A 25,021-nucleotide genomic window follows, 5' to 3' on the forward strand; every position below is an offset into this window, starting at 1 on the left:
TGTTATGGTTGAGCTGCGTCGTGACTTACCTGTGCCAGACATTCGGCTCTATTAGCCTCAGCTCTGGCATGATGTGGATACGCTGGATCCAATGCCACTTTATCAAAATACCTGAGTGCTTTTTTCCAGTCACCAGCCACACACAGTGCAACCGCATAGTTATTGTACAATGCACCGCTCATAGGTTGCCATGATAATGTCTGTTGGTAAAGTGACAAAGCTGAATCAACGTCATTTGTCGCTAAATACCATTGCCCTAAGGCAAGATTGGCATCCAGAGACAGGGGGTTGTTCGTCAATGCGGTTTGCAAATGCGGATACGCAAGCTTCAATTTCCCTTGCGCCAAATAAGCAAGTCCAAGCTGCAACCGTACATCATTACCCACAGATACCGACTGTTCAGGGTTAGCGGTACAACCATATAGCGCTGCGGCTATCAATAATAAAGCGGTTCGCATTATCACACTCCTTGTGCCTGCGACTCTGTAAATTTACGTGGTCTTTACAGCTATTGCCTCTCCACCACGCTGTTTCTGCTGACGTTTCAGTATGCGTTTTGTACGATCGATGACATCGCCCACTAATTGCCCGCAAGCTGCATCGATATCATCCCCACGAGTTTTCCGTACCATTACCGTCAAACCGTACTCCATAAGCACTTTGGCAAAACGGTCAATTCTCGAATTACTGGAGCGTCCGTAGTCCGAGCCAGGGAAAGGGTTAAATGGAATAAGGTTAATTTTACTCGGGGTGTCTTTTAAGGTTTTTGCCAGCGCATGTGCCTGATCGGTTGAATCATTAACATGGTCCAGCATGACATACTCTACCGTTACTTTACGCTGAGCTTTTGACTGCTCAACATAACGACGGCTCGATGCCAGAAATTCTTCAATATTGTACTTCTTATTAATAGGTACAATTTCGTTGCGCAGCTCATCGTCTGGCGCATGCAACGAAATAGCCAACATCACATCAATGCGTTCACGCAATTTTTCCAACGCAGGAACAACACCTGAAGTACTTAAAGTAACGCGGCGTTTAGATAAACCGAAACCCAGGTCATCCAACATTAACTCCATTGCCGGAACAACATTGTTTAAGTTAAGCAATGGTTCACCCATGCCCATCATGACAACGTTCGTTACGGGTTTAATTCCGGTTTTGCCATAAGCACCTAAAAGCTGGTTCACCCGCCATACCTGACCGATGATTTCCGCCACACTGAGGTTACGGTTAAAGCCCTGAGCCCCTGTTGAGCAGAAAGTACACTCTAATGCACAACCAACCTGAGAGGACACGCACAAAGTAGCGCGATCCCCCTCGGGTATCCACACTGTTTCCACGTCCTGACCGTCAAACAAGGTCATAGCGAACTTAATAGTGCCGTCCGATGACTGCTGCTGTTCACGAACTTCAGGCGCGCGTATTTCAGCGACTTGCTTGAGCTTTTCACGCAATGCTTTATTAAGATTGGTCATCTCATCAAAGTCATCGACACAAAAGTGATACAGCCACTTCATTACCTGTTCAGCACGAAATGGTTTCTCACCCATCTCACGAAAGAACTCTTTAATTCCCTCACGATTCAGGTCGAGTAAGTTCACTTTTTTATCTATTGCGTTGGTCATAAAGCTCCGGTTTTCTGATGTGCCTCGACATTTTTGTAGCCTGACGTTTAAATCAGGATCTCACCTGACGTAAACGTCAGGCTACCTAAGAACATCAGGCTACATTCAAATACAGTCTTAGCGAGTGCGCTGGCAAACTTCTTCGTCGCTGAAGAAGTAAGAGATTTCACGTGCAGCAGATTCAGTTGCATCTGAACCATGTACCGCATTTTCGTCTATAGTTTCAGCATAGTCGGCACGAATAGTTCCTGCCAGTGCTTCTGCAGGATTCGTAGCACCCATGATGTCGCGGTTTTTACGTACAGCGTCTTCACCTTCAAGAACCTGAACAACGATAGGGCCTGAAGTCATGAATTCAACCAAAGCACCAAAGAAAGGACGTTCTTTGTGTTCTGCGTAGAAACCTTCTGCCTGTTCTTTGCTTAAGTGCATCATTTTAGCACCAACAATGCGAAGACCAGCAGATTCAAAACGGTTGTAGATAGCGCCGATTAAGTTTTTTGCAACTGCATCAGGCTTGATAATTGATAGAGTGCGCTCTAAAGCCATGGTTATAAACTCCAATAAAATTAAGGGATAAATCAGTCGCGCGGATTATACGTGAGATCGGCGCAGAAATCGAATACCCAGTGATTGTTTTTTCATTCATTCTCAGCTAGGATGAGTGAACTTATATAGCCATATAGACGTCTATTTGACGATAAGGAGTTCTGACATGGCGAACAACGAATATGAACAAGCCACTCTTGGCGGAGGTTGCTTCTGGTGTGTTGAATCAGCCTTCTTGCAGGTAAAGGGCATTCAGTCAGTAAAGTCCGGTTACACGGGCGGTCATACCGTTGACCCAACTTACGAGCAGGTTTGCAGCGGCGAAACAGGGCATGCCGAAGTTGCACAACTCCAGTACGATCCGGAGCAGATCTCTTACCGTCAAATCTTAGAAATCTTTTTCACTCTGCACGATCCAACTCAGGTAAATCGTCAGGGCAACGATGTGGGTACACAATATCGCACATCAATTTTCTATCATAACGACGTGCAAAAACGCGAAGCTGAAGACATTATTGCTGAACTTGAGGCTGACCGGACCTTTACTGATCCGATAGTGACCGAAGTCTCTAAGCTGGAAACCTTTTATCCGGCCGAGGATTATCACGAAAATTATTACGCCAGAAACCCGGAAAACCCCTATTGTCAGGCGGTAATTTCACCAAAGCTGGCTAAATTCCGTAAAACTTTTGCAGGTCTGCTTAAAGACTAAGCTGCGCCTCTTAAGGTTCCGATAGTGCGGTGGATAAGTTCTATCGCACTGTCAATGTCTTCTTCGGAAGTATAACGGCCAATGCTAAAGCGCAATGAACTCATTGCCAGCTCATGTTCAACGCCTAATGCTCTTAACACATACGAGGGTTCAACACTGGCCGAAGTGCAGGCCGAGCCCGATGAGAGCGCAAGATCTTTTAACGCCATTAGCAACAGTTCACCATCAACTCCGGCAAAACTGATATTGGTAATATGCGGAACCCGTTGCTGGTCAGAGCCATTCAAAGTTACACCTTCTAACTGGCTAACCCCTTTCCATAGTCGCTGACGCAAGTTTTCAACTCGTGCCGGCTCCAGTTCCAGCTCGTTACGGGCAAGTTCCGCAGCAACGCCCATACCCACAATCTGGTGAGTTGGTAACGTGCCTGAGCGCATGCCACGTTCATGACCACCGCCATGCATTTGCGCAAGCAGCCGAACTCGCGGAGTGCGGCGTACATACAATGCGCCAATGCCTTTAGGTCCATACATTTTGTGAGCAGAAAGCGACAGTAAATCGACCGGTAATTTCGCCATATCCATTGGCACTTTGCCGGATGCCTGAGCGGCGTCAACATGAAATATGGTGCCGTTTTCACGACATAAATGGCCAATGGTGGTTATATCCTGAAGCACACCTATTTCGTTGTTAACCAGCATCACGCTCACTAACACCGTATCTTCACGCAAGGCTGAGCGGAACAAATCCATATCCAGCAAGCCGTCAGTTCCGACATCCAGATAAGTCACTTCAAAGCCTTCTTTTTCCAGCTGCGCGCAGGTATCTAAAACCGCTTTGTGCTCGGTTTGAAGTGTAATAACGTGTTTGCCTTTATCTGAGTAATATTGGGCGGCGCCTTTTATGGCAAGGTTATCTGATTCAGTAGCGCCTGAGGTAAAAACAATTTCGCGCGCGTCGGCGTTAATAAGATCTGCAACCTGATTCCGGGCAATATCCACAGCTTCTTCTGCCTGCCAGCCGTACTTATGGGAACGCGATGCCGGATTACCAAACAAGCCATCCTGCGTTAAACAACCCATCATTTTTTCTGCTACAACAGGGTCTACTGGCGTGGTTGCAGCATAATCAAAATAAAGGGGTAACTTAGACACTTGCTTGCTCCTGACAACTTAAAGGCAATATTATAGGTGAGAGTTTAACTTAATCTCTTCTTCACTGTGGTTATGCAACGCATTTTGTCTATTCAGAACGTCACCCACGTCCTGCTTTTTCATCAACTCGGCCAGAGTAATACCGTCCAGAAAGTCAGATATTCTGTCGCTTAACCCTTCCCACAGAGAGTGGGTCAGACAGCGTTCGCCGCCCTGGCAGTTAGCTTTACCCTGACAACGTGTTGCATCAATTGACTCGTCCACCGCATGAATGACGGCACCAACAGAGATATCACTTGCGGCACAGCCCAAGCGATAGCCACCACCCGGACCTCGCACACTGTCCACCAACCCGTGCTTACGTAAGCGCGAAAACAACTGCTCTAAATACGACAGAGATATTCCCTGACGCTCAGAAATATCCGCTAACGGCACGGGACCATTTGCCGTAAAAAGCGCAACGTCCAGCATAGCTGTTACTGCGTATCGACCTTTTGACGTCAGGCGCATGGTGGTTTCCTCTGCTGTTTAATTCATCGTTAATGTATTGAGATTCTACATTCCCGACTATTTTAGTCAAGTATTGCCTGTTGATTTGTCCACAGAGGCTAAGATGCCACGTAAAATATTAATTTCATTTTCTTCCGGGCGAGCGCGGTTAAATAAACGACGCAACTTCGTCATGACTTGTCCGGGGTGCTGACGAACGATAAATCCGGTTTGACCCAGAGTTCTCTCCAGATGCTCGTAAAAACGTTCTAAATCCTCAGCGCGCGGGTATTCGGGTAAGTTTTCCGGGGCACGTTGTTTCGATTCAAGCCACTGCATACGTAGCTCATAACTCACCGTCTGCACCGCCATAGCCAGGTTCAGCGAGCTGTAATCCGGGTTGGTTGGTATATGTAAGTGGAACTGGCTTTGCTGCAGCTCTTCGTTGGTTAATCCACTGTTTTCACGACCAAATACCAGAGCAACCTGATGCTGACTGGTTTCCTCTAACACCTTTGCTGCACATTCCCGCGGGCCTAACAGCGGCCAATCCAATGTTCTGTTACGAGCGCTGGTGGCAATAACCAGACCACAGTCGGCAATGGCCTCCTGCAAAGTATCCACAATAGTCGCCGACGCTAAAATATCGGTTGCGCCCGCAGCTAACGCCGATGCGTGACTGTCAGGCTCCTGCACAGGGTCGACTAAGGTTAGTTTAGACAACCCCATAGTCTTCATGGCACGGGCGACAGAGCCTATGTTTCCGGTATGAGACGTATTCACCAGAACAATACGAATGTTATCAAGCATGGCGTTTCCCTTGAGTTTTTCTCGGCTTATGGAAAAGTTTGGCATGATACCGTAACACTGGTATGATCCGCGACCGAAAATTGTTCTTTTACAGCACAGGTAATTGGTATGCATCCGATGTTAAATATTGCGGTGCGCGCAGCGCGTGCGGCCGGCAAAATTTTAGTTAAAAATTTCGACCAGGGCAGTCCTGTTGAAGCCGAATCAAAAGGTTTGAACGACTGGGTTACTGATATGGATAAAGCCGCAGAGCAGGCTATTATCAACACAATCAAAAAGTCTTACCCTGATCACGGCATCATCGCAGAAGAAAGCGGTACTCAGGCTGGAAAAGAAAACGACTTCCAGTGGGTTATTGATCCGCTAGACGGCACGACCAATTACATGCGCGGTATCCCTCATTTTTGTATCTCTATAGCGTTACTTCACAAAGGTTCTGTTCAACAGGCCGTTGTTTACGATCCTATGCGCGAAGAATTATTCACGGCTACACGCGGCGCCGGTGCGCAGCTAAATGGTCGTCGTTTACGTATTTCACCTAAAGTGGAATTAAAAGGCGCTATTTTAGCAACGGGTTTCCCGTTCAAAATGAAAAACCGTTTACCGGAATACCTGGAAATGTTCAGCAAGTTGTTTGAGCACTGTGCCGATGTTCGTCGTGCAGGCGCAGCAGCACTAGACTTAGCTTACGTTGCGGCAGCACGCCACGACGCCTTCTGGGAAATGGGTCTTAAGCCGTGGGATATGTTGGCTGGCGAATTATTGGTTCGCGAAGCCGGTGGCATAGTCAGTGACTTTCAGGGTGGCCACAACTACATTCAGTCAGGCAACATAGCAGCCGGTGCGCCAAAAGCATTAAAACAAATGCTGGCACAAATTCGCTAAGCTCTTTCTAAAAACAAGAGCAGTAAGCCCAAAAGCAAAACGCCGTCTGAGGTAACCCAGACGGCGTTCTTTTTTATAATTCGATTTCTTCTAAATCGAGGTCTAGCGAGTAATCCATTTCAGAGAGTTCTTCCCGCAACCGGTACTTCTCTTTTAGTTGTTCTATTTCACGCCATTTACGTTTTGCGGCGCGGCCCTTTCCAGACTTGTCATTTACCTTTTGCAGTTCTTCTGAATGATCCATGGTATGACCCTCTGCTTTTTTTGATACAACTTTTTTAATTATGGTATTAGCGCTGCAGTTAATCTGTTTGTTAACAAAAAAACCACAACTCATAAGTACCACACACCAGGCCACATTAAAAGAACTTTGTTACGCTTTTGTTAACAAATGATGGCGAAGGTGTGAAGAATTAGGTGATCAACTCAACTTGAGGGTAATGCGTCTTAAAGAAGTTCTGAACGGAGTCAAATTGCTGAATCGGAAACACATAATGATGGCTAATTTGGTAGTTAAAAGGAAAACTCAAAATAGCTGAGTTTTTATCATATTCACCAACAGCCACTCGCTTTAACTTTTTAGCCGGCACCTGCTCAAGTCCTACACGCAATTGCTCACCCTGTACACCCAGCAACGCCATCATATTTTTTACTTCGCTTCGGTTGTGCGACCGATTCCCAAAAGCGTCAGGGGTAATATAAAAAGCCAACAACACAAGCATAGCCCCATACAATTGTCCCCAAAATCCCAACTCAAAATAAAACAAGAGAAAATAGGGAAGAAAGATCAAAGCCAATCTTATCCATTTAGGAATTTTTAGCATGTGCTCATTAAGTTTCTCTTTGAAGCTAAGGTGTTTATTCATTTATCTGTCATTTTTTAAGCGTTACTAACTGCTGCACGACGGCATCAATATTCGAAGGTGCCCGTTTGGGCTGATAGTTCAAAATATACTCGACCAGTCCTTTACGTTCAAGAATGGCCACGCTGGGAGGTGAAGACAACTTAACCCGAGCGCTGCGGTGTGAAAAAAATACAACGCCGTCTATCCAGGTAGATGCGCGGTTTTTCTTCAAATGCTCTGCCAATACATGTATTTGCTTTTTTAACTGCTTTATTGGATTTCGAACTTTGGCTGTATACCGGCCACCTTTGCGCCCTACTTTATGGGCTACCCAATTAGAAGATTGCTCATCTCCCGTTACTTTAGAGTTGTTGTTTTTTACTTCCACAACAAACACACCGTTAGGGCCCACCACGATTAAATCCAGCTCCGTGAAGCCGCGTTTTGCTCGCGAATTGGGTACGTCGACCTGATTAAACAGCACATAGCTATCGGGGAGCTTTTTTAGCAGCTTCAGTGTTTTTAATTCGCCTCTGGCACCCGAACGCTTAGTAGATGCCGCCCCAATAATACTGAAGAGGTAAATTAATCCGACAATCCACCAGAGATTTGGTAATTTGTACATTAAAAAACCCGCAATAGGTGCGCCAATAATAGCGACCCATACGCGGGCTTTATTCACTTCTTGCGAAAGACGATTTTTGGTTATGTACTGCGTGTCGGCCATGACAATTTGACTGCTTTATTTCCCAAACTGGTGGCTATATTAAACCACCAAAACAGACATTCGTCAGCTTTAATCCTTAGTTATCGGCTGGCTCCTTCAGCAGAATAAAGTGTTCTATCAAACGAATCATCGGCTCTTTTTGATTTGGTAAGCTCTCAGCTACCAGTAGTGCCAGAGCCACGAGAGTGTTGTCGTTAATCAACCGCTCAACGGGCTTAGCTAATAAATGCTGATTTAATCGCAGATACCACAAAAATAGGAAAGAACCGGAGCGTTTATTGCCGTCGGCTAGTGGATGGTTTTTAATTACAAAGTACAATAAGTGGGCAGCACGGCTGGCTATGTTCGGGTAAAACAGCTCATCTGCAAACCCTTGTTCTATGGTCGCTAATGCCGAGGAAAGCCCGATCCCACGAACCTGTCCGAATAATTCAGTGGCTTCGCCTTTAGCTATAAGTGTTTTTCTAAGCTGTTGAATGGCATCGGCTGCATTATCTGGATCCAGAGCCTGCATACCATTTTGTCTGGTGCCTATTTCCGCTAAAACTTGCTCGTCATAACCTTGCAGCAGTGACCAGGAACGAGCGTACTCACTTATAACCTGAGCAACGGCTTCACCAGCTTCAGATACCAAGCCTTGGTTGCTCAGTGTACGACTGAGTAGATTCAGAGCCTGTTCAAACTCAACGCCCCGCTCTTGCAGCCGACGTTGGTTTAAAGTGTAGCCTTCAACCAGGTGCTCTTTTAATATTCGGGTTGCCCATTGGCGGAACTGTGTCGCGCGTTTGGAGCTCACGCGGTAGCCCACAGAAATAATGGCATCAAGGTTGTAATGTTTTACACGACGGCGGACTTGTCGTTTACCTTCTTGCCGAACTACCGAGAAATCCTCGGTAGTTGCCATTGCTTCCAGTTCACCTTCCCTGTAAATATTCTTCAGGTGCAAACCGATGTTATCGGTCGAGGTATCGAATAGTAATGACATCTGAGCCTGGTTCAGCCAAACTGTATCCTGTTCCAAAGCCACTTCCAGTTGTGCCTGCCCATCCTGGCTCTCAAATATTTGAATTTGCTTGTCATTCACGCTTCATCCCTCATCCTTGAGCTTTGTGTCTTCATCAAGCGCTCTAGCATAGTCGGCATTTCTTCATTCGGTCACAATGCTTTCATTAAACCACCAAAGCAGTCAGACGTCAGCTTAAAAGCTCTACTGCTTTTGTCTTATAGCCTCAATCAATTCATCTTTACTCTTTTGACTGCGGTTATCAATATTGAGCTGCTGCGCTCTATTGTATAACTCATCTTTAGTGCGCTCTTCCAGACGGGTATTGGGGTTACCTGTCCCCTGAGTAGTGGTGTTATCGGTAACCCCCTCCTCGCGTCGCTGCTTATTCACAGTGCGACTGGCAATTTCCTCTGCTTCGTCTTCACTCTTTCCGTCATCCAGCTGTGACTGCTTAATATGCTGATACATACGCTCGTCTTTGTCGCGCCAAACGTCTGGCATGGTTGCCTCCTTTCTCAATCAGTTGTTAATTACTGAGAGTCCCGGCCACGTTGCTCTGGGGCAATCTGCTTATCTTTCTGCGAGTGAGTGTCATGAGTTGAATTTGGCCGACGGTGGTCTTCACGGCTCTGATTTTCTTTGTCCTGCTGTGACTGCAGCTTCCGCTTTTCTTCTTCGCTAAGATCCTGCTCGTCTTTTTTAATTTTCGGATTCATTGGCCCGGTCATAAAGCCTCCTTAATCGTTAGAATGTCAGTGCGTTTTCTCAACTTCTTAATTATTAAGTGTAGTAAAAAAAGAAATGAAATAAAGGTTCGTTGCCCCCTGACTTTAAAGATCCACATCAATTGCTATGCAACACCTATTTAATGGCAGAGCTTATTAGACTCAACTAAGATTAGGAGCAACCACAACAAAGTGGTTTCGGCTATTAAGGGATTCTCATGAAATGCTTAAGTCATAAAATGTTCAGCTTATTTGCAGGTGCTGTGGTGCTAGTGAGTCTTTGTTCTCATAGCTACGCGCAAACAGCTTCCTACTCCGATGCAAAAGCGACTGACCCAGAAACGCTAGGCTGGATGCAAGGCTTCCCGCCATCGCCAGAGAAACTCATCATGCAGCCTGAATCAGACTTCTTTAGCTTTCCGAAGCTGCGTTGGACGGTATGTCATATTCGCGAACTCATGCCGACGAAACGCGTGAGAAAGGGATCCGAACCTCCATTATCGTTAGAATACGCTATTGATAAAAATATCGATTCAGTGACTTTCAACACTATGGGTACGGAACAAACCATGACGTGGAGGGACTCTCTTGGAGCAAATTATACCGACGGCATTCTTATACTTCATAAAGGCAAAATTGTTTATGAACACTATTCGGGGTGTCTGGACGAGGGGGGTAAACACGCTGCTATGTCGATGACTAAGTCCATGACCGGACTGCTGGCAGAGATACTCGTTGTAGAAGGTGCGCTTGACGATACCGTAAAAGTTTCATCAATAATTCCCGAGCTTATCGATAGTGCTTTTGGTAGTGCAACTGTACGTCAGGTTATGGATATGACCACGGCACTAGATTATAGCGAGGATTACTCCGATCCAAACGCAGATATATGGATCTACTCAAAAGCTGCCAATCCCTTGCCGAAACCCAAAGAATATAAAGGCCCGAACGGCTATTTCGAATATCTACAAACCGTCAGACAAAAAGGCATTCACGGAGAAGCCTTTGGTTACAGGACGATTAACACTGATACTCTTGGCTGGATCATTTCGCGGGTCACGGGTAAAGATTTAACCCAACTATTATCTGAACGTATCTGGAGCAAAATAGGGGCTGAGCAAGACGCTTACTTTACTGTTGATGCAAAAGGAACTCCCTTTGCAGGCGGCGGACTTAGCGCAGGCCTGCGTGATCTCGCACGTGTTGGCCAGTTGGTGCTAAACCGCGGAAGAATCAACGATCAGCAATTATTTCCAGAAGAGGCGGTCGCCAACATACAAGCCGGCGGCGATAAAGAGGTTTTTGCTAAAGCAGGTTACAGCACGCTAAAAGGCGGAAGTTACACAAGTATGTGGTGGGTTTTACACAACGAGCATGAAGCTTTTGCAGCACGAGGCGTTCATGGGCAGACCATTTATATTGATCCAACGGTAGATATGGTAATAGTGAGGTTAGCGTCTTTTCCTACCGCTGCAAATGCCAAGATTGACCCAACCTCGCTACCGGCTTATCAAGCGGTTGCTGAGTACTTAATGGGAAAAGGTGAATCCACAGAGGCAGCGTCAGAATAACAAAGATCTGATTCACAAAGGCTAACGTAATTGAATAAAAACAACTAAGTAGCCTGTTTATGAACCTGACTGAATCTGAAGTATCACGCGTTATAGAAATGGCGTGGGAAGACCGCACGCCATTTGAAGCTATTGAAGAGCAATTTGGCCTGCAGGAAAAGCAGGTTGTGAAGTTTATGCGCTCGCAACTTAAGCCGGGCAGCTTCCGCTTGTGGCGGGAACGTGTGTCGGGGCGCAATACCAAACACCGCAAATTACGCCCCGCGGGAGTTTTACGAGGCTACTGTCCAACACAATATAAACAGCGTTAGGCAATAACCTACTAAAGCATACTTTTCAGAACCTTGTCCTTGCGAATAAAGTGATGATGCAAGGCCGCAGCAACGTGCAAAGCAACCAGTGCCATAAGTGCTATTGCCAGCCAGCCGTGCAGTTCCCGGAATATGGCATAGTTCTCAATATCGACATTAAGCGCAGCCGGTAAGCGGAACCAGCCAAATACGTCAATTGGACGCCCGGCAAAGTACTGCATTAAATACCCTGAAATTGGCATGGCGAACAACAGCAAATAAAGCAGCCAATGAGAAGCCTTAGCGACAAATTTCTGCAAGCTTGATAAGTCTCCGGGTAGTGCCGGAATTTGATGGAACAAACGATTCACTAAACGAGCAATAACCAGTACGGCAGCTACAACTCCAAAAGCTTTGTGCACGGTTAAAATGCTTAACTGCCAAGGCTCTAAAGAACGAACCATCAATAGACCAGCCGCCAGCATCGAAATAACCAAAGCCGCCATAGCCCAATGAAACAAGCGCATCGACAAGGAAAATTTTTGTGTGTTACTCATTGCCCTGTTCCTCCAGCTCGCCCATTAACGCTTCTTTTGCTCTGCGCCGATAAGACTCGGCATAAGCCGCGGAACGAGCCCGTAGTATGGGATCACGGGTTGCTTCAATACCAGTTGGTAACACCAGAGGGTCGTAATTTATACCGTGGCATTCGCCCTGTAACTGCGGCGTTACCCCGGTAATAACAATTTGCCCCGCCGTAATCTGCTCACGGCTGTCCGGCCATGCCTTTGCAGGATTGTTCTCGTCATCTTTCTCATTTGCCAACGTAAAAACCCAGTCGAAAATGACATTTTCTTTCGCTACCCGGTTGGTAATTTCTTGGTGCAGAGCATCCACACCTTCTAAATTGCCAGCAGAAACTGAAACCGTCGGTTGCATAGTCCAGCGTACGGCTTGCTTTTCACCCTTTGAATTCACCAAATAAAACGCGTTAATGCTGTTATAAGTTTCGGCTGCAAAACTCCCACTGGGTTGGTACTGCGCTTTCCAGCTTAAAAAGTCATTGCTCTCAGGGTGTTCGGCAAAAAACGCTTGTATTGCTTTGGGGCCTGCCTGAATCGCCTGAATTTGCTGGTAAAACGTATGCGGGTCTTTAACCGCCATAACGGGGGGCGTATTCATCGCGATCCGCCATTGCTGGGTAGGGCTCATGGCAAAGCTCAAGGCCAAACTGCGCACCGGTGCCTTTAAATCGGGAGCCGTTGGATTATTCCCTGCAACAGAAAAACGCCCAATAAAAGGCATGGATCCCGTTTCAAATAGTGCCGCTTTTGAATAGCTGGCTAACTGTCCGTTTGAACGAAACTCACCACTAAGGCAAATACCTTTTGCGTGAGCTCTGCGGAAGCCTTCATGGGCGGTTTCTCCCTGCTGTAAATTAACAAACTCTTGCGCACTAACTTTGGGGGGATCATCGGCTGCCACGCTCATTATTGGCGCCAACAATAATGCCAGATATTGTTTTTTCATGTCGAAAGTACTCTTGTTATCATTCTTTCGGTTAGAGTATATCAGTCAATCGAGCACTGCGAGCAGCGTTCTTTACCTGTTAATAGCTTGGAAATGCGGTTGCGGTATCGCGCGAAAAATAAGTAGGCTTTATCGGCAAACCACCGAATGACAGGCCAGCGTAAAGGCGCGATCATCCAGCCTTTACCCACCTGCGACCAGGCTGCATAGGTTACATCCAGGCCATAAATCATTTCACCTGAACGGATCTGCCCGTGTAAATACTGGTTAGCCTTAGCAACGTCTACCGCAGGGTAACGCTGATTAAAATCCGGCTCGTTAATATTCTCAAACTGGATGCTTCTTTGTTCATCCAGTTTCCTTAAATGCCGCATTTCTTTCACGCACAACGGACACCCACCGTCGAAGAAGATAACAAGTTTCGAACTTTGTTCTGACATTAGAACCACCGTTTTGCGAATTACACCTTCTTATACGCTGTTTTTGCGTATTTGATTCATAATGTAATGCGAAAATCGGTTTGCTTAGCTCATAATACGACATTGCCAAGCAGCCAGACTTAATAAGCAGTGCTAGTCTTTTTATGACATATGGCGCAGACGCGCTGCAATTCGCTCCAAAATAAGAGGCAAGGATGCCAGAACTCTCTAAAATTCGTTTCGTTTACTTAGCGGTATTTTTTATCGCTGTCTTTTGTGCCTTTCCTGCAGCCGCGTTACAGGCCTCAACACAAACCCAACTGGCAAAAGTGTACGAACAGGACACAACCAATCCCATCAGCGACTATCTGGTGAGTGAAAAGTACGACGGTATCCGGGCCATTTGGACAGGCTCGCAACTACTGACCCGACAAGGCAACCTGATATCGGCTCCGGAATGGTTTACTGCACCACTACCCGCCGTTTGGCTTGACGGTGAACTGTGGACAAAACGTCAAAACTTTGAGGTGCTAAGCTCTATTGTGCGCACCCAAACACCAAAGCACAGCCGTTGGCGGCAAGTGAAGTATATGGTGTTTGATATGCCTGACGCACAGCTACCTTTTGAGGAACGATACAAAAACTACTCAAAGTTAATTGAGCAAGTAAACGCTGAACATATTAAAGCAGTACAACAACAGCGGTTTCATTCCAATCATGAGTTAAGCGAACACCTGAAAGCTATGGTTGAGCATGGTGCAGAAGGCCTGATGCTGCACTTAGCTACAGCGCTTCATCAATCCGGCAGAAGTGACGCTTTATTAAAATTAAAACCCTATTTCGACGAAGAGGCCGAGGTAATTGCGCATTTACCGGGCAAAGGCAAATATACAGATATGCTCGGTGCGCTGCGCGTGCGTAATCAGCAAGGCATTGAATTTTCTATTGGCACCGGATTCACCGACGCTGAACGCGCAAACCCTCCGCCTGTCGGCAGTATTATTACCTACAAGTACCACGGCTACACCAAGAATAACGTGCCACGCTTTGCCAGCTTTTTACGAATTCGGGAGGGTGTGGAAGGTGAATAAGCTTTTAGACACGGTGCGTATGCAAAAAATACAAAGAAACCACGAATTGACAACGTTGCGCAACACGCTACACTAAGAGCTCATGATCAAAACTTTCAAGCACAAAGGACTGAGGCTTTACTTCGAAAGTGGAAGTACTCGCGGAATTAAAGCGAGCCATACTGCGAGATTACGCATGCAGTTGGTGGCATTAAATACCGCTATGAAAGTTTCAGATCTCGACATTCCGGGATACAAACTCCACCCGTTAAAAGGTAGTCGAAAAAATATTTGGTCGATAGCGGTTAGTGGCAACTGGCGTTTAACCTTCGAGTTTCGTGATGGTCATGTATATCTGCTTAATTACGAGGATTATCACTGATGTCTATTATGTTTGACCCCGCTCACCCAGGTGAATTTATTCTAGCAACCTATATGCAGCCTTTTGGCTTGAGTTGCCGGTATTTAGCTACAAAGTTAAATGTTTCTCCATCCACTTTAAACAGAGTTTTAAAATGCCAAAGTGGCATAAGCCCTGAAATGGCGTTGCGTTTATCGAAAGCTTTAGGCAGAAGCCCGGAGAGTTGGCTAGCGATGCAGGATGCGTACGATTTATGGCATGCTGGAAAAAACTTAAGTTTAGATAAGGTTCAGAAGCTTGATCTTACAGTCGCATGATAAATGCCTAACAGGCTCGCGATAAGCTGAGTTTTGAACAGAGTTCCCGCATCCAATCAATTCACCGCCAGCAACTTGAACATGCTCTCATCCCCTTTTACAGCACTAAAGTCAACGGCTCAGGCATTGGCTTAACACTGTGCCGAGATATTGTTGAAGCTCACGGCGGTAGCATTAACTTACGTAATCAACCGGAAGGGCTCGAAGTTAAGCTGTTGCTTAAACTCCCATCATAACGTCCCAAAACGAGTATTGATATTTGTACTCCAGTGGAAGCGTATAAGACACCGTCTTTTCTTGTCCATTAATGATGAGCTTAAAACTGACTTTTTCCAGGAGCTTTTCAGGCATGCCCTTTTCGTAGTGCAGAACAACAGACTCCCGGCAACCCACCTTACCCGAGCATTTTGATACCGTTGACTCAACCTTTGACGGCATGATGCGTACACCCGATTCAGAATAGTGCTCCAGAACCACCGACTCGGGTATCACCTCTACGCCGGACTCATCACTCAAATTGAAGCTTAAAAATGATTTTCTCCAGGTCGACTCCGGCGTTCCTTGATGACTATTGTACACATCGTTCAAATGCGTAATCTCGACCAGATCGCTAAACCGACTGTCTGCGTTAACTTTATAAAGAGTGCTGTAAAACTCGTACTGGTTGTCATCATTGTCAGCATACTTATTTTTATAGGGAACAGGTGACCCATCCCGCTTTACGGCATAGTTGTAATGCCCGCAACCAGCGATCAATAAAGAGGCCAGAGCTGTCAAAATTGTCAGTCGTTTCATAATAAGGTTTCGACACCGTGAAGCCGATTTTCAAATATTTTAAAGTACGCAGTCACCTGCGCAGGAGCAACATCTTTTACAATAAAGACTACATACCCATGCAGTATTCTTGCCCATGGGCTCAAGAGCTGGTTAGACCTGCCGATAAAGATGGATTATTGTTGGCTGGAATATCCAGATGTTTAATCGCCGCCTCAAAAATGAACTCGAAGATCAGCGTAAAGAATTAGCGATGCTCCGCCAACTGGCTAGCCAGATGGATCGTGGCATGCTGTCCATCACACTGAACTCCGACTTCTGCATATCTGCCGTAAACCAAAGCTTTGCTGATGTTCTGGGCTACCAGCGCGAACAGCTGTTAGGGCGACCCATGTCGGAGATTGTACCAGCTTACGTCCCGAAGCTAGCTTGTTTTCGAGACTTTAATCAGGCCGTGGCAAAGCTCGCACCGATAAGCGATGACTACCGCTACTTGCGTGCTGACGACTCCCTCGCCTGGCTTCGTATCAGTTGGCTTCCGATACAAAACGCTGACGGCAAACTATCCCATGTACAGGGATATGGTCGCGATGTAACCAAAACAGTTGAAGGCAAAAAAGAGAGTGAAGCATTCATTGATGCGCTGATCCGCTCCACTGCGGTTATTCAGTTTAACCTTGATGGCACCGTAATCACCGCAAACGAACAGTTTCAGCAGGCCATGGGCTACCGGCTCGAACAAATTGCAGGCAAACACCACCGTATATTCTGTACACCAGAAGAGGTTCAGTCGCCCGAATACGCCGCCTTCTGGAAAAAACTAAACAACGGCGAGTACGTAGCGGACCGTTTCAAACGAGTCGACAGCCGTGGCGAAGAAGTTTGGCTTGAAGCCACTTATAACCCGGTTTACGACGCCGAGAACAACTTATCTAAGGTTGTGAAATTTGCCAGCGTGGTCACCGACCAAGTGGAACGGGAAGCTCAGGTAAGAGAAGGTGCAAGCGTCGCCTACGACGTTTCACAACAAACTGATGTAAGCGCCCAAAAAGGCTCCGCTGTGGTTCAGAAAACGGTAGAAACCATGCAGCAGATAGCCAGACAAATGCAAGGGACGAGCGAGAGCATTGAAGCGCTGGGTAAACAATCCCTGCAGATAAACGCCATAGTGCAAACCATCGGTGGCATCGCAGAGCAGACAAACCTGCTGGCACTAAACGCCGCTATTGAGGCCGCCAGAGCCGGTGAACAAGGCCGCGGGTTTGCCGTGGTTGCCGACGAGGTTCGGAATCTGGCTGCCCGCACCAGTAAAGCCACAGAAGAGATTGTAAGAGTCGTCGAGAAAAACCAGACTCTCTCTGATGAGGTGATGCGTCAAATGTCCAGTACCCGAGAGGAGGCAGAACAAGGCCTGGAATTAGCCAACCAGTCGGGAGCCGTCATTGTCGAGATTCGGGAAGGAGCTAAACAGGTGGTCAACGCTGTAGAACGCTTCGCTAATGAATTATAGTAGCGATGAGGTGCCCGATTGCTCCCTAAGCTACTCCTGTTTACTCAAGACAGTACCGCAGTAATCGTTATACCAATGAAAGTGGCTATGGCATAACCCAACACACCGACCAGCATACCGGGGGTGACAAGGTGACGCCAACCTTTACTGGCAGCCAGTGCCGCAGCGGCGGCCGGGCCGAGGATGCAAGCACTTGAGGCTATCATCATTTCCGCCAGGCTGAACCTGAACCGGGCACCAAGCCAAACCAGCAAAATAATATGCACCATAACGAGAATAACCAGGAAAGCCACCATGGGCAGCGCTACGTCTACCATTGCGCCTAAGTCGGCGCCAAACCCAATGGTAGCGAAAAACACGTACATAAAAATGGTTCCTAAATGGTAATCAAACTGAATTTTCCTGGTGACTATAGCGGGCATGAAGTTAGCAACTATCAGTGACAACAGCGTTATCGCAATAATGAACATACCTGAAAATGGGAGTAGCGAAGCGACAAACAAACCTATGGTGCAAATGACCGCGCTCAGTAGTAAGGAAAAAATGACCCCGACTTCTGAAATCTTTTCTGGCTGAATACCATTATCTCCCTGCTCACCGGCTTTACTTAAGTCAACGGTTCGGACACGCTCCCTACTTTTAAAGCGAGCAGCGACAAAATTTATCGCCGGTAATGCCATCAATAAGGTAAGAAAGACCATAGCCCCCAACGCATCAGCAGTGAGTGCTGCAGTATAAAGCGATGAATCCGCAAAGTTCACCGCCGCCGCAGTTGCCACAAAGTTAGCGCTGCCACCAATATAGCTGGCGGAGAATACTCCTACCAACTGGCTTTCTGCCGCTCCCATATCAATCGCAAAAGCACCCACCACCGCACCAATTAGAGTAAATGCGACAGCTAACAAAAAGGCAATAAGCATAAAACGGCTTTCGCGAAATGCCAGGCGCAGATCGGCGCTAAATAACAGCATGGGAATAGCTAATGGCACCAAAACCGCTTGAATAGTGCTGTATAACGGTGCCTGATTAGGCAGAATACCTAAATTTCCCACCACAAAACTCAGCAGCAGTATGATTAAGGGTGCCGAGAGTGTGCTGCCCAGCTTGGTTTTCTCGCTCTGGTAGCCAATAAAAACAAGCAATAGCAAGCAAGCCAATAGCGCCATGGTGTTTTCTGGATCAATCATGTGCTGCCCCTAGTTTATCGTTATTGCGCGGTCGAGTTCCGATTCGATAAACTCAGCACCATGACCTACTCCGTCAGGTAATACGATTTTACCGCCCTCGTTCGCAACATATTCAAGTCCGCCTTTAACCGGATCCGCACAATAGTGCAGCGCAGAATCCAAATCTATAAACTGAATATTTGGCCGGGCGCAGGCCACATGAGCAGCTGCCGAAAGCCCTAAGCGGCTCTCACCAAAACACCCAATCATACAGCGCACACCAGACGCTTCGGCAATACTGTTAATTTTCAGTGCGGTATTAATTCCTCCAGATTTCACCAGCTTAATATTCAGAAAGTCCACCGCGTCGGCTTTAATCAAACGCAACGCATCAATATGGTTAAATACGCTTTCATCAGCGCAAATGGGCATTCTTGTATTCGCACGCAACTGCGCGAAGCCGTCCACGTCCCACGCAGGCAATGGCTGTTCAAGGTACTCTATGTCCAGCTTCTCTAAGTAATGCAGGTTTGCCATTGTCATGGGGTAATCCCAGCCCTGATTACAGTCAATACGCAGCTTAATAGTCTCACCAACTGCCTCACGCACCGCAGCAACATGCTCCACATCAATCAAATCAGCTCGGCCGGTTTTCAGTTTTATCGTCGAGAACCCTTCGGCTACCAGGCGCTTTGCCATGGCTACGGTTTCTTGCACCGAATCCTGATGGCCGATGGTATGGTCGGTTTCCAGCGGCCGCCTTTGCCCACCTAAAAATTGATAAAGCGGCATGCCTGCTTGTTTGGCTGCTAAGTCGTACATCGCCATATCAAACGCGCAGATCATACTGGTCGCCCGGCCACTGTAGCGCCTTAACACCGCTAAATTATCTTCCATGGCTAACGCGTCTTTACCCACCAACAGGCGTGCCAGATCTTGCCCCAGCGCATAACTACTCTCCTGTGTGTCACTGGTTATCGCTGACATTGGACTGGTTTCACCCCAGCCATACAGGCCGCTATCGGTTTCAATTTTCACCACCACATTGCGGGCTGCAGCAATCACACCTATGGGTGTTTTAATCGCGTGATGCATCTCGACATTCAATAGTGCCAGCTTAATCGCGCTGATCTTCATAGTTTTTCCTTTAGTGAATCAAAACATTCTTGATGAACTATAAGGCTGTTAAATTTAAAAATAAAGCTGTACAAGATGTTTTTTGTTGATTATTGTTTAACCACTAAGGCAGTAATGATCACGAATAATTAACGAAAAAATCACCAAAAAGTAACCAGAATATAATAAACAACAGGTGAAAGTAGGTATCCTATGAACAACAAAATCAATTACTTAACCCGTAGTATTCGAATTTTAATTTATGGTATGTCGGTCGTTTCAGTCAGCGCTTTGGCTCAGCAAGCAGAAGAAAATGACAAACAATCGGTTGAGGAAGACAGTTTAGAAATCATTGAAGTCACCTCCTCCCGACGTGTCCAGACCATTCAAGATACCCCCGCAGCAGTTTATGCCGTCGACCCAGACTCCTTTATTCAACGTGGTTTAACCTCCATATCCGATGTGGTTGAAGAAGCGCCGGGATTCAGTTTCAGTAGTGCAACGGGTCAGGCAGGACGCGGCTCTATTAGTGCCCGCGGTGTAAGCCAACAAAATGACTCGCCGGTAACGGCCATATACTTAGATGACGTACCACTGACCAGTAGCACCGGCTTTGCCGCTGGCGGTCGCTTATTCTTTGACGGCTTACTGGGAGACGTGGCCCGGGTTGAACTCGTTAAGGGCCCGCAAGGTACACTATTTGGTGCAACCGCCATTGCCGGAGCGGTGCGTTATATTACTAACAAACCTGAAGTGTACGACTCACGCGGTAAGTTCACCGTCGATTACTCTCAAACCAAAGGGGGCGATTTAAACCAGCTGTATCGCGGTTTTTATAGCTTTCCGCTAATTGAAGGCAAGCTGGGTCTTACCTTAGCAGGCTTTTCTCAGGATAACGGCGGCTACGTTGATCAGGTGAGTCCAGCAACGGGTTCACTGATTCGTGAAAATGCCAACGACTCCGAAAACCACGGCTATTCCGCCGATCTTTATTACACCCCAACCGATAAGTTTGATATTCGCCTGAAAGCAATGAAACAGGAGTCATCCTTTAACTTAAGCTCCGCGGTGCGCATTGCTTCTATCGACAAAGACGAAGCCTATGGTGAATTTTTGTCTGACGCGGCCTATGGCTCCGATGAGCTGACCCAAACCTTATACTCAGTCAGCGCCAGTTACGAGATGGAAGGAGCAGTGCTGGATTTCACCAGCAGTAAAGCGGAGTATGAAGGTGCTGCAGCGGAGGATGTCGTATCACTTTACGGACCTATTATCGAACAGTTAGAGGGACTACCTGCTGGTAGTGTCGAATCAGCTCCCCTCTCACGCGATGTGGGATCCGACAAGTCGGTGCATGAACTTCGACTAACATCGACCACTGAAGGAAATTATGAATGGTTGGTCGGACTGTTTTATTCAGATGAATCGACCCAAAACTCACAACGCTTAACCGGCATGCCACAAGATATTCTGGCACTCAACGCCGAGTTCCCAAGTGACTACAACGAACTCGCAGCTTTTGGTAACTATACCTATTACCTAACCGATAATTTTGATGTTACCGCAGGCTTGCGAGTATCAAAAACTGAGCAGTCACTTATTTTTGTTCAGGAAGGTCCGCTACTTGGTGGCGGCAGCGTTGTTGAAGAACTGGAAACAGCCAAAGAAACAGTTGAAACTTACCTGTTAACAGCGCGATACAGACCAACTAATGACACCTCGTTTTATACCCGCATCGCAAGCGGCTACCGGCCAGCTTCGTCGAACTTAAGTGTGAGAAACCCTTTTACCGGTGAAATACTCTCACAACCAGTTGTCGAACAGGATGATTTATGGAGCTATGAAGTTGGTGTGAAAGGTTCGTTAGCCGACGACAAGTTTAACTATGAATCAGCACTTTATTACATTGACTGGAAAAACTTCCAGACCATCGTCACCTTTTTTGGTATTGGTACCGACGGCAACGCCCGTAACGGCATTACGGTGCAGGGTTGGGAAGGCAGTTTCGATTACCAAATTACGCCGAACTTAGCCTTCAAAGCAGCGGCTGCTTACAATGAAAGCACATTGAATGAAGATGAACCCGAACTGTTTGGCTTAAAAGGTGCCACGGTGCCAAACACACCAAAATGGACCTTTAACTCCAGCGTTTTTTACGACTACCAACTGCCTTACAACATGAATGGCTGGATTAGCGCTAGCGCAAACTATAAAGACAGCATGAACTCAGCCTTTGTTAATGGTGACCCGGAAAACCCCTCGGTTAATTTACCCAGTGATGACTTCACCACAATCAACCTGACCACCGGCGTTGAAAAGAATAACTGGCTATTCACGTTGTACGTGAACAACCTGCTGGATAAAAAGGCCTACACCTTCTTTAACGCTAATGCCGTACCGGGCAGCGATGTCGTGGATATCACGGGTATTCCCCTGGAACCCCGTACCATCGGTGTATCGGTCTCGTATTCATTTTAATCCATCGTTAAATTTCAAGAAGTAAGGCAGGTAGCGTATGAGTACTATGAAGATTAAGTTGCCCTATGTCATTTTCCTGGGCGACGTAGAGGATAAAACGCTGGTAAAGACAGGAGCGGGTCTTGCTAAGTGGTGCGGCGATGACGTTTTGGGACAACTTAGACTAGCCTCTTGTGCGGTCGATCTTGGCCTTACAGAATTAACGCTCACCGAGGCTATTGCTAAAGGTGCAAAGAGCTTGGTTATTGGTGTTGCAACGGTAGGCGGTAGCGTCAAACCAAGCTGGTTGCCTACCTTCGTGCAGGCATTGGAGGCAGGCTTGGATATTATCAATGGACTACATACAAACCTGAGTAATATTCCCGAATTGGCAGAGGCTCAACAAAAAAGTAGTGGGCAAATTATTAATATACGTCAGGTCACCGGAGAATTTCCTATCGCAACAGGCAAGAAGCGCCGGGGAATGCGGCTGCTGACGGTTGGAACCGATTGTGCAGTTGGCAAAAAATATACCGCCCTGGAACTCAGTTTAGGCCTGAACACGGCGGGAATAGACGCCACGTTTAGAGCCACCGGCCAGACCGGTATTATGATAGCAGGCGAAGGTCTGCCGGTGGATAGCGTAGTCAGCGACTTTGTCAGCGGTGCAGCAGAGCTCATCTCGCCAGATAATAATGCCGACCATTGGGATATTATTGAAGGTCAGGGGTCGCTCTTTAACCCGTCATTTTCAGCGGTCAGCCTCGGTTTACTGCATGGCTCACAGCCTGATGCCATTATTGTTTGTCACGATGTCGCCCGCGAAACTATTAGTACCTGCCCTGACTATCAATTACCGACTCTGCAAGCCTGTATCGATCTGCATTTGCAATGCGCCCGAATTGTTAACCCCACCGTCCGTTGTATTGGTATCAGCGTTAATACCTCGTCGCTGAACCAGGACAAGCGAGAGGAATACTTGCAGGCACTCGAACAAGAATTAGGTTTACCCTGTGTTGACCCGTTAATCACCGGGTGCGACACTCTGATTAAAGAGCTGATGATGCAATTTTATCCGCAGCAAACCAGGCTGGCACATGCCGAATTATAATCGTTGGATTCGTGGGTTTAGTATTTACCTGGTACCAGGCCTGGTATTCCAGTCGGTTATTGTTGGTGGCGGTTATGGCACAGGACGCGAAATAACTGAATTTTTCTTAGTTCACGGCGTGCTCGGCGGCTTCTTTGGTATGCTCATATCCTGTCTGGTGTGGGGCGCTGTTTTAGCCGTCGCCTTCGAGTTTGCCCGCATTACCAAAAGCTACAACTACAAAAGCTTCTTTCAAGCTCTGCTCGGTCGCTTTTGGTGGTTATTTGAAGTTATTTACTTATTAATAGCCTTATTGGTACTTGCCGTACTCGGCTCAGCCGCCGGCGAAATTATCAGCCAGCTACTGGACGTTCCTGCGGTAATTGGCGTACTCACACTAATGCTGTTTGTCGGCATACTCACCTTTTTCGGTAGCAAGCTTATAGAACGTGTTTTTGTCGGCTGGTCGGCGCTATTATTTTTGACTTACATAGCGCTATTCGCCAGTACGTTCACCAATTTTAATGACGAAATTATTGGCCATTTTAATGCAGCAACAATAACGGGAGCCTGGGCTGTCGATGGTGTACGTTACGCAGCCTATAACCTGAATGCTCTCGCTGCCGTGCTATTTATTGTACCGCGCTTTGTTAAAACTCAACACGCGGTCGGTGCCGGTTTATTGGCTGGTGTAGTCGCCATAGTGCCAGGAATTTTTGTGTTTTTAACCTTGTTGGCGAACTATCCGGGCGTATTGACTGCGCCCGTCCCTGTCACTCAGGTGTTATCTGCACTTAATCTCGTTTGGCTGTTAGTGCTGTTTCAGGTGATGTTATTTGGCACTTTTATTGAAACGGGTACCGGTGTCATTCACGCTATTAACGAACGCGTTGCCGGAACCTTTCAAACGAACCGCAAAGCCTTTCCACAGTGGTTACGGGCAGCTATAGCGCTCAGCTTTTTATTTATTGCTACGTTTTTAGCTAACAAAATAGGCATTATCAGCCTAATTGCCAGCGGCTATGGTCTACTCTCTTACGCCTACATTGCGGTAGTCATTCTACCCTTGCTAACCGTTGGCCTGGCCAGAATACTCCTGCACCGGCGCAGGCAAGAGCAACTGGCAACCAACTCTCTAAACAATTAGATCCTGAGTGTAAAACTGCTTGTTCTGGAACACAGCGTCCAGCACCCGTTCTTCAGTTTGCACTATCATGTCGTTAATACAGGCGTGAATGCGTTTGCGATCATCGGTGCGCATCACGTCAATAATGGTGCTTTGCTGATCACTCGAATAAGGAAATGCTTCCTTAGTTTTTATGTAGAGCCAATAAATACGCATAGCGGTATCTTCTAATTGACGCACCCAGTCAATCATTAATGGATAGCCAATAGGCTCACATAGCGTGAGGTTAAGCTCTTTATTTACTTTCAGTAGCTCAAGCGCCGTCTCGTCATCTTTGAAAGGAAGCAGACTGGATATTTTTTTATTCAACGCCGTTATTTTATCGAAATCAACTTTAGACGCGCCAGCAATGATCTCCGGCAACAGCATGCGTCGCAGCATAAAGTTTTGCCTTATTTCGAGCAATGTCAGCGGTGCTACCTGAGTGATCCGAGGAGATAGCGTGACCAAAAAATGTTGCGCTGCCAGACGTTCCATCATATTTCTCGCCATTGCGCGACTAATACCAAAAGTCTCACTCAGAATATTTTCTGACACTTTTTGGCTGGGTGGCAATGCCTGAGTAACGATGGCATCCATAATCATGCCATACGGATCCGCAGCTTCTTGTTTCATGATGGCCTCTTCTCTCTGC

31 protein-coding genes are annotated in these 25,021 nt (G+C 46.9%); 12 read left to right on the forward strand and 19 right to left on the reverse strand.

Going from position 1 to position 25,021, the window contains the following annotated elements:
• Nucleotides 1–2 precede the first annotated feature (2 nt).
• From NJR55_RS06355 to ndk, 3 genes are all read right to left on the reverse strand, one after another.
• Complete coding sequence (locus NJR55_RS06355; RefSeq protein ID WP_253618840.1) at nucleotides 3–458, reverse strand: tetratricopeptide repeat protein; 456 nt, start codon at nucleotides 456–458, stop codon at nucleotides 3–5.
• Nucleotides 459–491: 33 nt separating this feature from the next.
• Nucleotides 492–1,628, reverse strand: a complete 1,137-nt coding sequence (gene rlmN, locus NJR55_RS06360; RefSeq protein WP_011235265.1) for a dual-specificity RNA methyltransferase RlmN — start codon at nucleotides 1,626–1,628, stop codon at nucleotides 492–494.
• A 117-nt stretch (nucleotides 1,629–1,745) separates the two neighbouring features.
• Nucleotides 1,746–2,177 (reverse strand): nucleoside-diphosphate kinase, encoded by a 432-nt coding sequence (gene ndk, locus NJR55_RS06365; protein ID WP_011235266.1) that lies wholly within the window; start codon nucleotides 2,175–2,177, stop codon nucleotides 1,746–1,748.
• A 166-nt stretch (nucleotides 2,178–2,343) separates the two neighbouring features.
• On the opposite strand from ndk, the gene msrA reads away from it, so the two are divergent.
• Nucleotides 2,344–2,889 (forward strand): peptide-methionine (S)-S-oxide reductase MsrA, encoded by a 546-nt coding sequence (gene msrA, locus NJR55_RS06370; RefSeq protein ID WP_420844458.1) that lies wholly within the window; start codon nucleotides 2,344–2,346, stop codon nucleotides 2,887–2,889.
• Here msrA and NJR55_RS06375 read toward each other — a convergent pair.
• The 3 genes from NJR55_RS06375 to trmJ all read right to left on the reverse strand — a co-directional run bounded on the left by NJR55_RS06375 (nucleotide 2,886) and on the right by trmJ (nucleotide 5,342).
• A complete protein-coding gene (locus NJR55_RS06375; protein ID WP_420844459.1) occupies nucleotides 2,886–4,043 on the reverse strand; it encodes an IscS subfamily cysteine desulfurase in 1,158 nt (385 codons plus the stop codon). The two genes, msrA and NJR55_RS06375, sit on opposite strands and share 4 nt — an antisense overlap.
• A 30-nt stretch (nucleotides 4,044–4,073) precedes the next feature.
• The gene (iscR, locus tag NJR55_RS06380; RefSeq protein ID WP_253618842.1) at nucleotides 4,074–4,553 is read right to left on the reverse strand and encodes a Fe-S cluster assembly transcriptional regulator IscR; all 480 of its coding nucleotides are present in this window, start codon (nucleotides 4,551–4,553) and stop codon (nucleotides 4,074–4,076) included.
• Nucleotides 4,554–4,619: 66 nt separating this feature from the next.
• Entirely contained in the window at nucleotides 4,620–5,342 is a 723-nt protein-coding gene (gene trmJ / locus NJR55_RS06385) for a tRNA (cytosine(32)/uridine(32)-2'-O)-methyltransferase TrmJ (RefSeq protein WP_253618843.1), read from the reverse strand.
• A gap of 108 nt (nucleotides 5,343–5,450) precedes the next feature.
• Between trmJ and suhB the strand changes: the two genes are divergently transcribed.
• Nucleotides 5,451–6,227 (forward strand): inositol-1-monophosphatase, encoded by a 777-nt coding sequence (suhB, locus tag NJR55_RS06390; RefSeq protein ID WP_011235271.1) that lies wholly within the window; start codon nucleotides 5,451–5,453, stop codon nucleotides 6,225–6,227.
• 73 nt (nucleotides 6,228–6,300) lie between these two features.
• Here the strand turns inward: suhB and NJR55_RS06395 are convergent, their stop codons facing one another.
• From NJR55_RS06395 to NJR55_RS06420, 6 genes are all read right to left on the reverse strand, one after another.
• Entirely contained in the window at nucleotides 6,301–6,471 is a 171-nt protein-coding gene (locus tag NJR55_RS06395) for a DUF3545 family protein (protein WP_088767582.1), read from the reverse strand.
• A 169-nt stretch (nucleotides 6,472–6,640) separates the two neighbouring features.
• Nucleotides 6,641–7,093, reverse strand: coding sequence for a hypothetical protein (locus tag NJR55_RS06400; RefSeq protein WP_253618845.1), 453 nt, complete (start codon nucleotides 7,091–7,093; stop codon nucleotides 6,641–6,643).
• A gap of 7 nt (nucleotides 7,094–7,100) precedes the next feature.
• Nucleotides 7,101–7,799, reverse strand: a complete 699-nt coding sequence (locus tag NJR55_RS06405) for a nuclease-related domain-containing protein (RefSeq protein WP_253618847.1) — start codon at nucleotides 7,797–7,799, stop codon at nucleotides 7,101–7,103.
• Between the two features lie 76 nt (nucleotides 7,800–7,875).
• On the reverse strand, nucleotides 7,876–8,883 hold the full coding sequence (locus NJR55_RS06410) for a virulence RhuM family protein/type II toxin-antitoxin system death-on-curing family toxin (protein ID WP_253618849.1): 1,008 nt from the start codon (nucleotides 8,881–8,883) through the stop codon (nucleotides 7,876–7,878).
• A gap of 123 nt (nucleotides 8,884–9,006) precedes the next feature.
• Nucleotides 9,007–9,306, reverse strand: a complete 300-nt coding sequence (locus tag NJR55_RS06415; protein WP_253618851.1) for a Rho termination factor N-terminal domain-containing protein — start codon at nucleotides 9,304–9,306, stop codon at nucleotides 9,007–9,009.
• A 29-nt stretch (nucleotides 9,307–9,335) separates the two neighbouring features.
• Complete coding sequence (locus NJR55_RS06420) at nucleotides 9,336–9,533, reverse strand: hypothetical protein (RefSeq protein WP_011235277.1); 198 nt, start codon at nucleotides 9,531–9,533, stop codon at nucleotides 9,336–9,338.
• Nucleotides 9,534–9,748: 215 nt separating this feature from the next.
• Between NJR55_RS06420 and NJR55_RS06425 the strand changes: the two genes are divergently transcribed.
• Both NJR55_RS06425 and NJR55_RS06430 read left to right on the forward strand, forming a co-directional pair.
• The gene (locus NJR55_RS06425; RefSeq protein WP_253618853.1) at nucleotides 9,749–11,101 is read left to right on the forward strand and encodes a serine hydrolase domain-containing protein; all 1,353 of its coding nucleotides are present in this window, start codon (nucleotides 9,749–9,751) and stop codon (nucleotides 11,099–11,101) included.
• Between the two features lie 59 nt (nucleotides 11,102–11,160).
• Nucleotides 11,161–11,412, forward strand: a complete 252-nt coding sequence (locus NJR55_RS06430; RefSeq protein ID WP_275978062.1) for a TIGR03643 family protein — start codon at nucleotides 11,161–11,163, stop codon at nucleotides 11,410–11,412.
• 11 nt (nucleotides 11,413–11,423) lie between these two features.
• Here the strand turns inward: NJR55_RS06430 and NJR55_RS06435 are convergent, their stop codons facing one another.
• From NJR55_RS06435 to NJR55_RS06445, 3 genes are read right to left on the reverse strand one after another with little or no spacing between them, the layout of a single operon-like run.
• The gene (locus NJR55_RS06435; protein ID WP_253618855.1) at nucleotides 11,424–11,948 is read right to left on the reverse strand and encodes a cytochrome b; all 525 of its coding nucleotides are present in this window, start codon (nucleotides 11,946–11,948) and stop codon (nucleotides 11,424–11,426) included.
• The gene (locus NJR55_RS06440; RefSeq protein WP_253618857.1) at nucleotides 11,941–12,921 is read right to left on the reverse strand and encodes a catalase family peroxidase; all 981 of its coding nucleotides are present in this window, start codon (nucleotides 12,919–12,921) and stop codon (nucleotides 11,941–11,943) included. Before NJR55_RS06440 ends, NJR55_RS06435 begins: the two co-directional genes overlap by 8 nt.
• Nucleotides 12,922–12,962: 41 nt before the next feature.
• On the reverse strand, nucleotides 12,963–13,361 hold the full coding sequence (locus NJR55_RS06445; RefSeq protein WP_253618859.1) for a thiol-disulfide oxidoreductase DCC family protein: 399 nt from the start codon (nucleotides 13,359–13,361) through the stop codon (nucleotides 12,963–12,965).
• A gap of 194 nt (nucleotides 13,362–13,555) precedes the next feature.
• On the opposite strand from NJR55_RS06445, the gene NJR55_RS06450 reads away from it, so the two are divergent.
• From NJR55_RS06450 to NJR55_RS06465, 4 genes are all read left to right on the forward strand, one after another.
• The gene (locus NJR55_RS06450; protein WP_253618861.1) at nucleotides 13,556–14,431 is read left to right on the forward strand and encodes a DNA ligase; all 876 of its coding nucleotides are present in this window, start codon (nucleotides 13,556–13,558) and stop codon (nucleotides 14,429–14,431) included.
• 82 nt (nucleotides 14,432–14,513) lie between these two features.
• Nucleotides 14,514–14,792 carry a type II toxin-antitoxin system RelE/ParE family toxin gene (locus NJR55_RS06455; protein WP_253618863.1) on the forward strand — a complete coding sequence of 93 codons (279 nt, stop codon included), beginning with the start codon at nucleotides 14,514–14,516 and terminating at the stop codon, nucleotides 14,790–14,792.
• Nucleotides 14,792–15,088: a HigA family addiction module antitoxin gene (locus NJR55_RS06460; protein WP_253618867.1), complete on the forward strand. Its 297-nt coding sequence runs from the start codon at nucleotides 14,792–14,794 to the stop codon at nucleotides 15,086–15,088. Before NJR55_RS06455 ends, NJR55_RS06460 begins: the two co-directional genes overlap by 1 nt.
• An 89-nt stretch (nucleotides 15,089–15,177) precedes the next feature.
• Nucleotides 15,178–15,324 (forward strand): ATP-binding protein, encoded by a 147-nt coding sequence (locus tag NJR55_RS06465; protein WP_253619252.1) that lies wholly within the window; start codon nucleotides 15,178–15,180, stop codon nucleotides 15,322–15,324.
• Here the strand turns inward: NJR55_RS06465 and NJR55_RS06470 are convergent.
• Nucleotides 15,308–15,883, reverse strand: a complete 576-nt coding sequence (locus NJR55_RS06470; RefSeq protein WP_253618869.1) for a hypothetical protein — start codon at nucleotides 15,881–15,883, stop codon at nucleotides 15,308–15,310. The genes NJR55_RS06465 and NJR55_RS06470 overlap by 17 nt on opposite strands.
• A 178-nt stretch (nucleotides 15,884–16,061) precedes the next feature.
• Between NJR55_RS06470 and NJR55_RS06475 the strand changes: the two genes are divergently transcribed.
• Nucleotides 16,062–17,372 (forward strand): methyl-accepting chemotaxis protein, encoded by a 1,311-nt coding sequence (locus NJR55_RS06475; RefSeq protein WP_253618871.1) that lies wholly within the window; start codon nucleotides 16,062–16,064, stop codon nucleotides 17,370–17,372.
• A 44-nt stretch (nucleotides 17,373–17,416) separates the two neighbouring features.
• Here NJR55_RS06475 and NJR55_RS06480 read toward each other — a convergent pair whose 3' ends face one another.
• On the reverse strand, nucleotides 17,417–18,559 hold the full coding sequence (locus NJR55_RS06480) for a DUF819 family protein (protein WP_253618873.1): 1,143 nt from the start codon (nucleotides 18,557–18,559) through the stop codon (nucleotides 17,417–17,419).
• Between the two features lie 9 nt (nucleotides 18,560–18,568).
• The gene (locus NJR55_RS06485) at nucleotides 18,569–19,675 is read right to left on the reverse strand and encodes a mandelate racemase/muconate lactonizing enzyme family protein (RefSeq protein ID WP_253618875.1); all 1,107 of its coding nucleotides are present in this window, start codon (nucleotides 19,673–19,675) and stop codon (nucleotides 18,569–18,571) included.
• Between the two features lie 192 nt (nucleotides 19,676–19,867).
• Here NJR55_RS06485 and NJR55_RS06490 point away from each other — a divergent pair, with 192 nt between their 5' ends.
• The 3 genes from NJR55_RS06490 to NJR55_RS06500 are packed head-to-tail and all read left to right on the forward strand — an operon-like array spanning nucleotide 19,868 to nucleotide 24,348.
• The gene (locus NJR55_RS06490; RefSeq protein ID WP_253618878.1) at nucleotides 19,868–22,132 is read left to right on the forward strand and encodes a TonB-dependent receptor; all 2,265 of its coding nucleotides are present in this window, start codon (nucleotides 19,868–19,870) and stop codon (nucleotides 22,130–22,132) included.
• Nucleotides 22,133–22,169: 37 nt separating this feature from the next.
• A complete protein-coding gene (locus NJR55_RS06495) occupies nucleotides 22,170–23,222 on the forward strand; it encodes an N-acetyltransferase DgcN family protein (RefSeq protein WP_253618880.1) in 1,053 nt (350 codons plus the stop codon).
• Nucleotides 23,209–24,348: a hypothetical protein gene (locus tag NJR55_RS06500; RefSeq protein WP_253618882.1), complete on the forward strand. Its 1,140-nt coding sequence runs from the start codon at nucleotides 23,209–23,211 to the stop codon at nucleotides 24,346–24,348. Before NJR55_RS06495 ends, NJR55_RS06500 begins: the two co-directional genes overlap by 14 nt.
• Here the strand turns inward: NJR55_RS06500 and NJR55_RS06505 are convergent.
• Complete coding sequence (locus NJR55_RS06505) at nucleotides 24,337–25,002, reverse strand: GntR family transcriptional regulator (protein WP_253618884.1); 666 nt, start codon at nucleotides 25,000–25,002, stop codon at nucleotides 24,337–24,339. The genes NJR55_RS06500 and NJR55_RS06505 overlap by 12 nt on opposite strands.
• Nucleotides 25,003–25,021 lie beyond the last annotated feature (19 nt).

Source organism: Idiomarina rhizosphaerae, from assembly GCF_024159085.1.
GTDB lineage: Bacteria > Pseudomonadota > Gammaproteobacteria > Enterobacterales > Alteromonadaceae > Idiomarina > Idiomarina rhizosphaerae.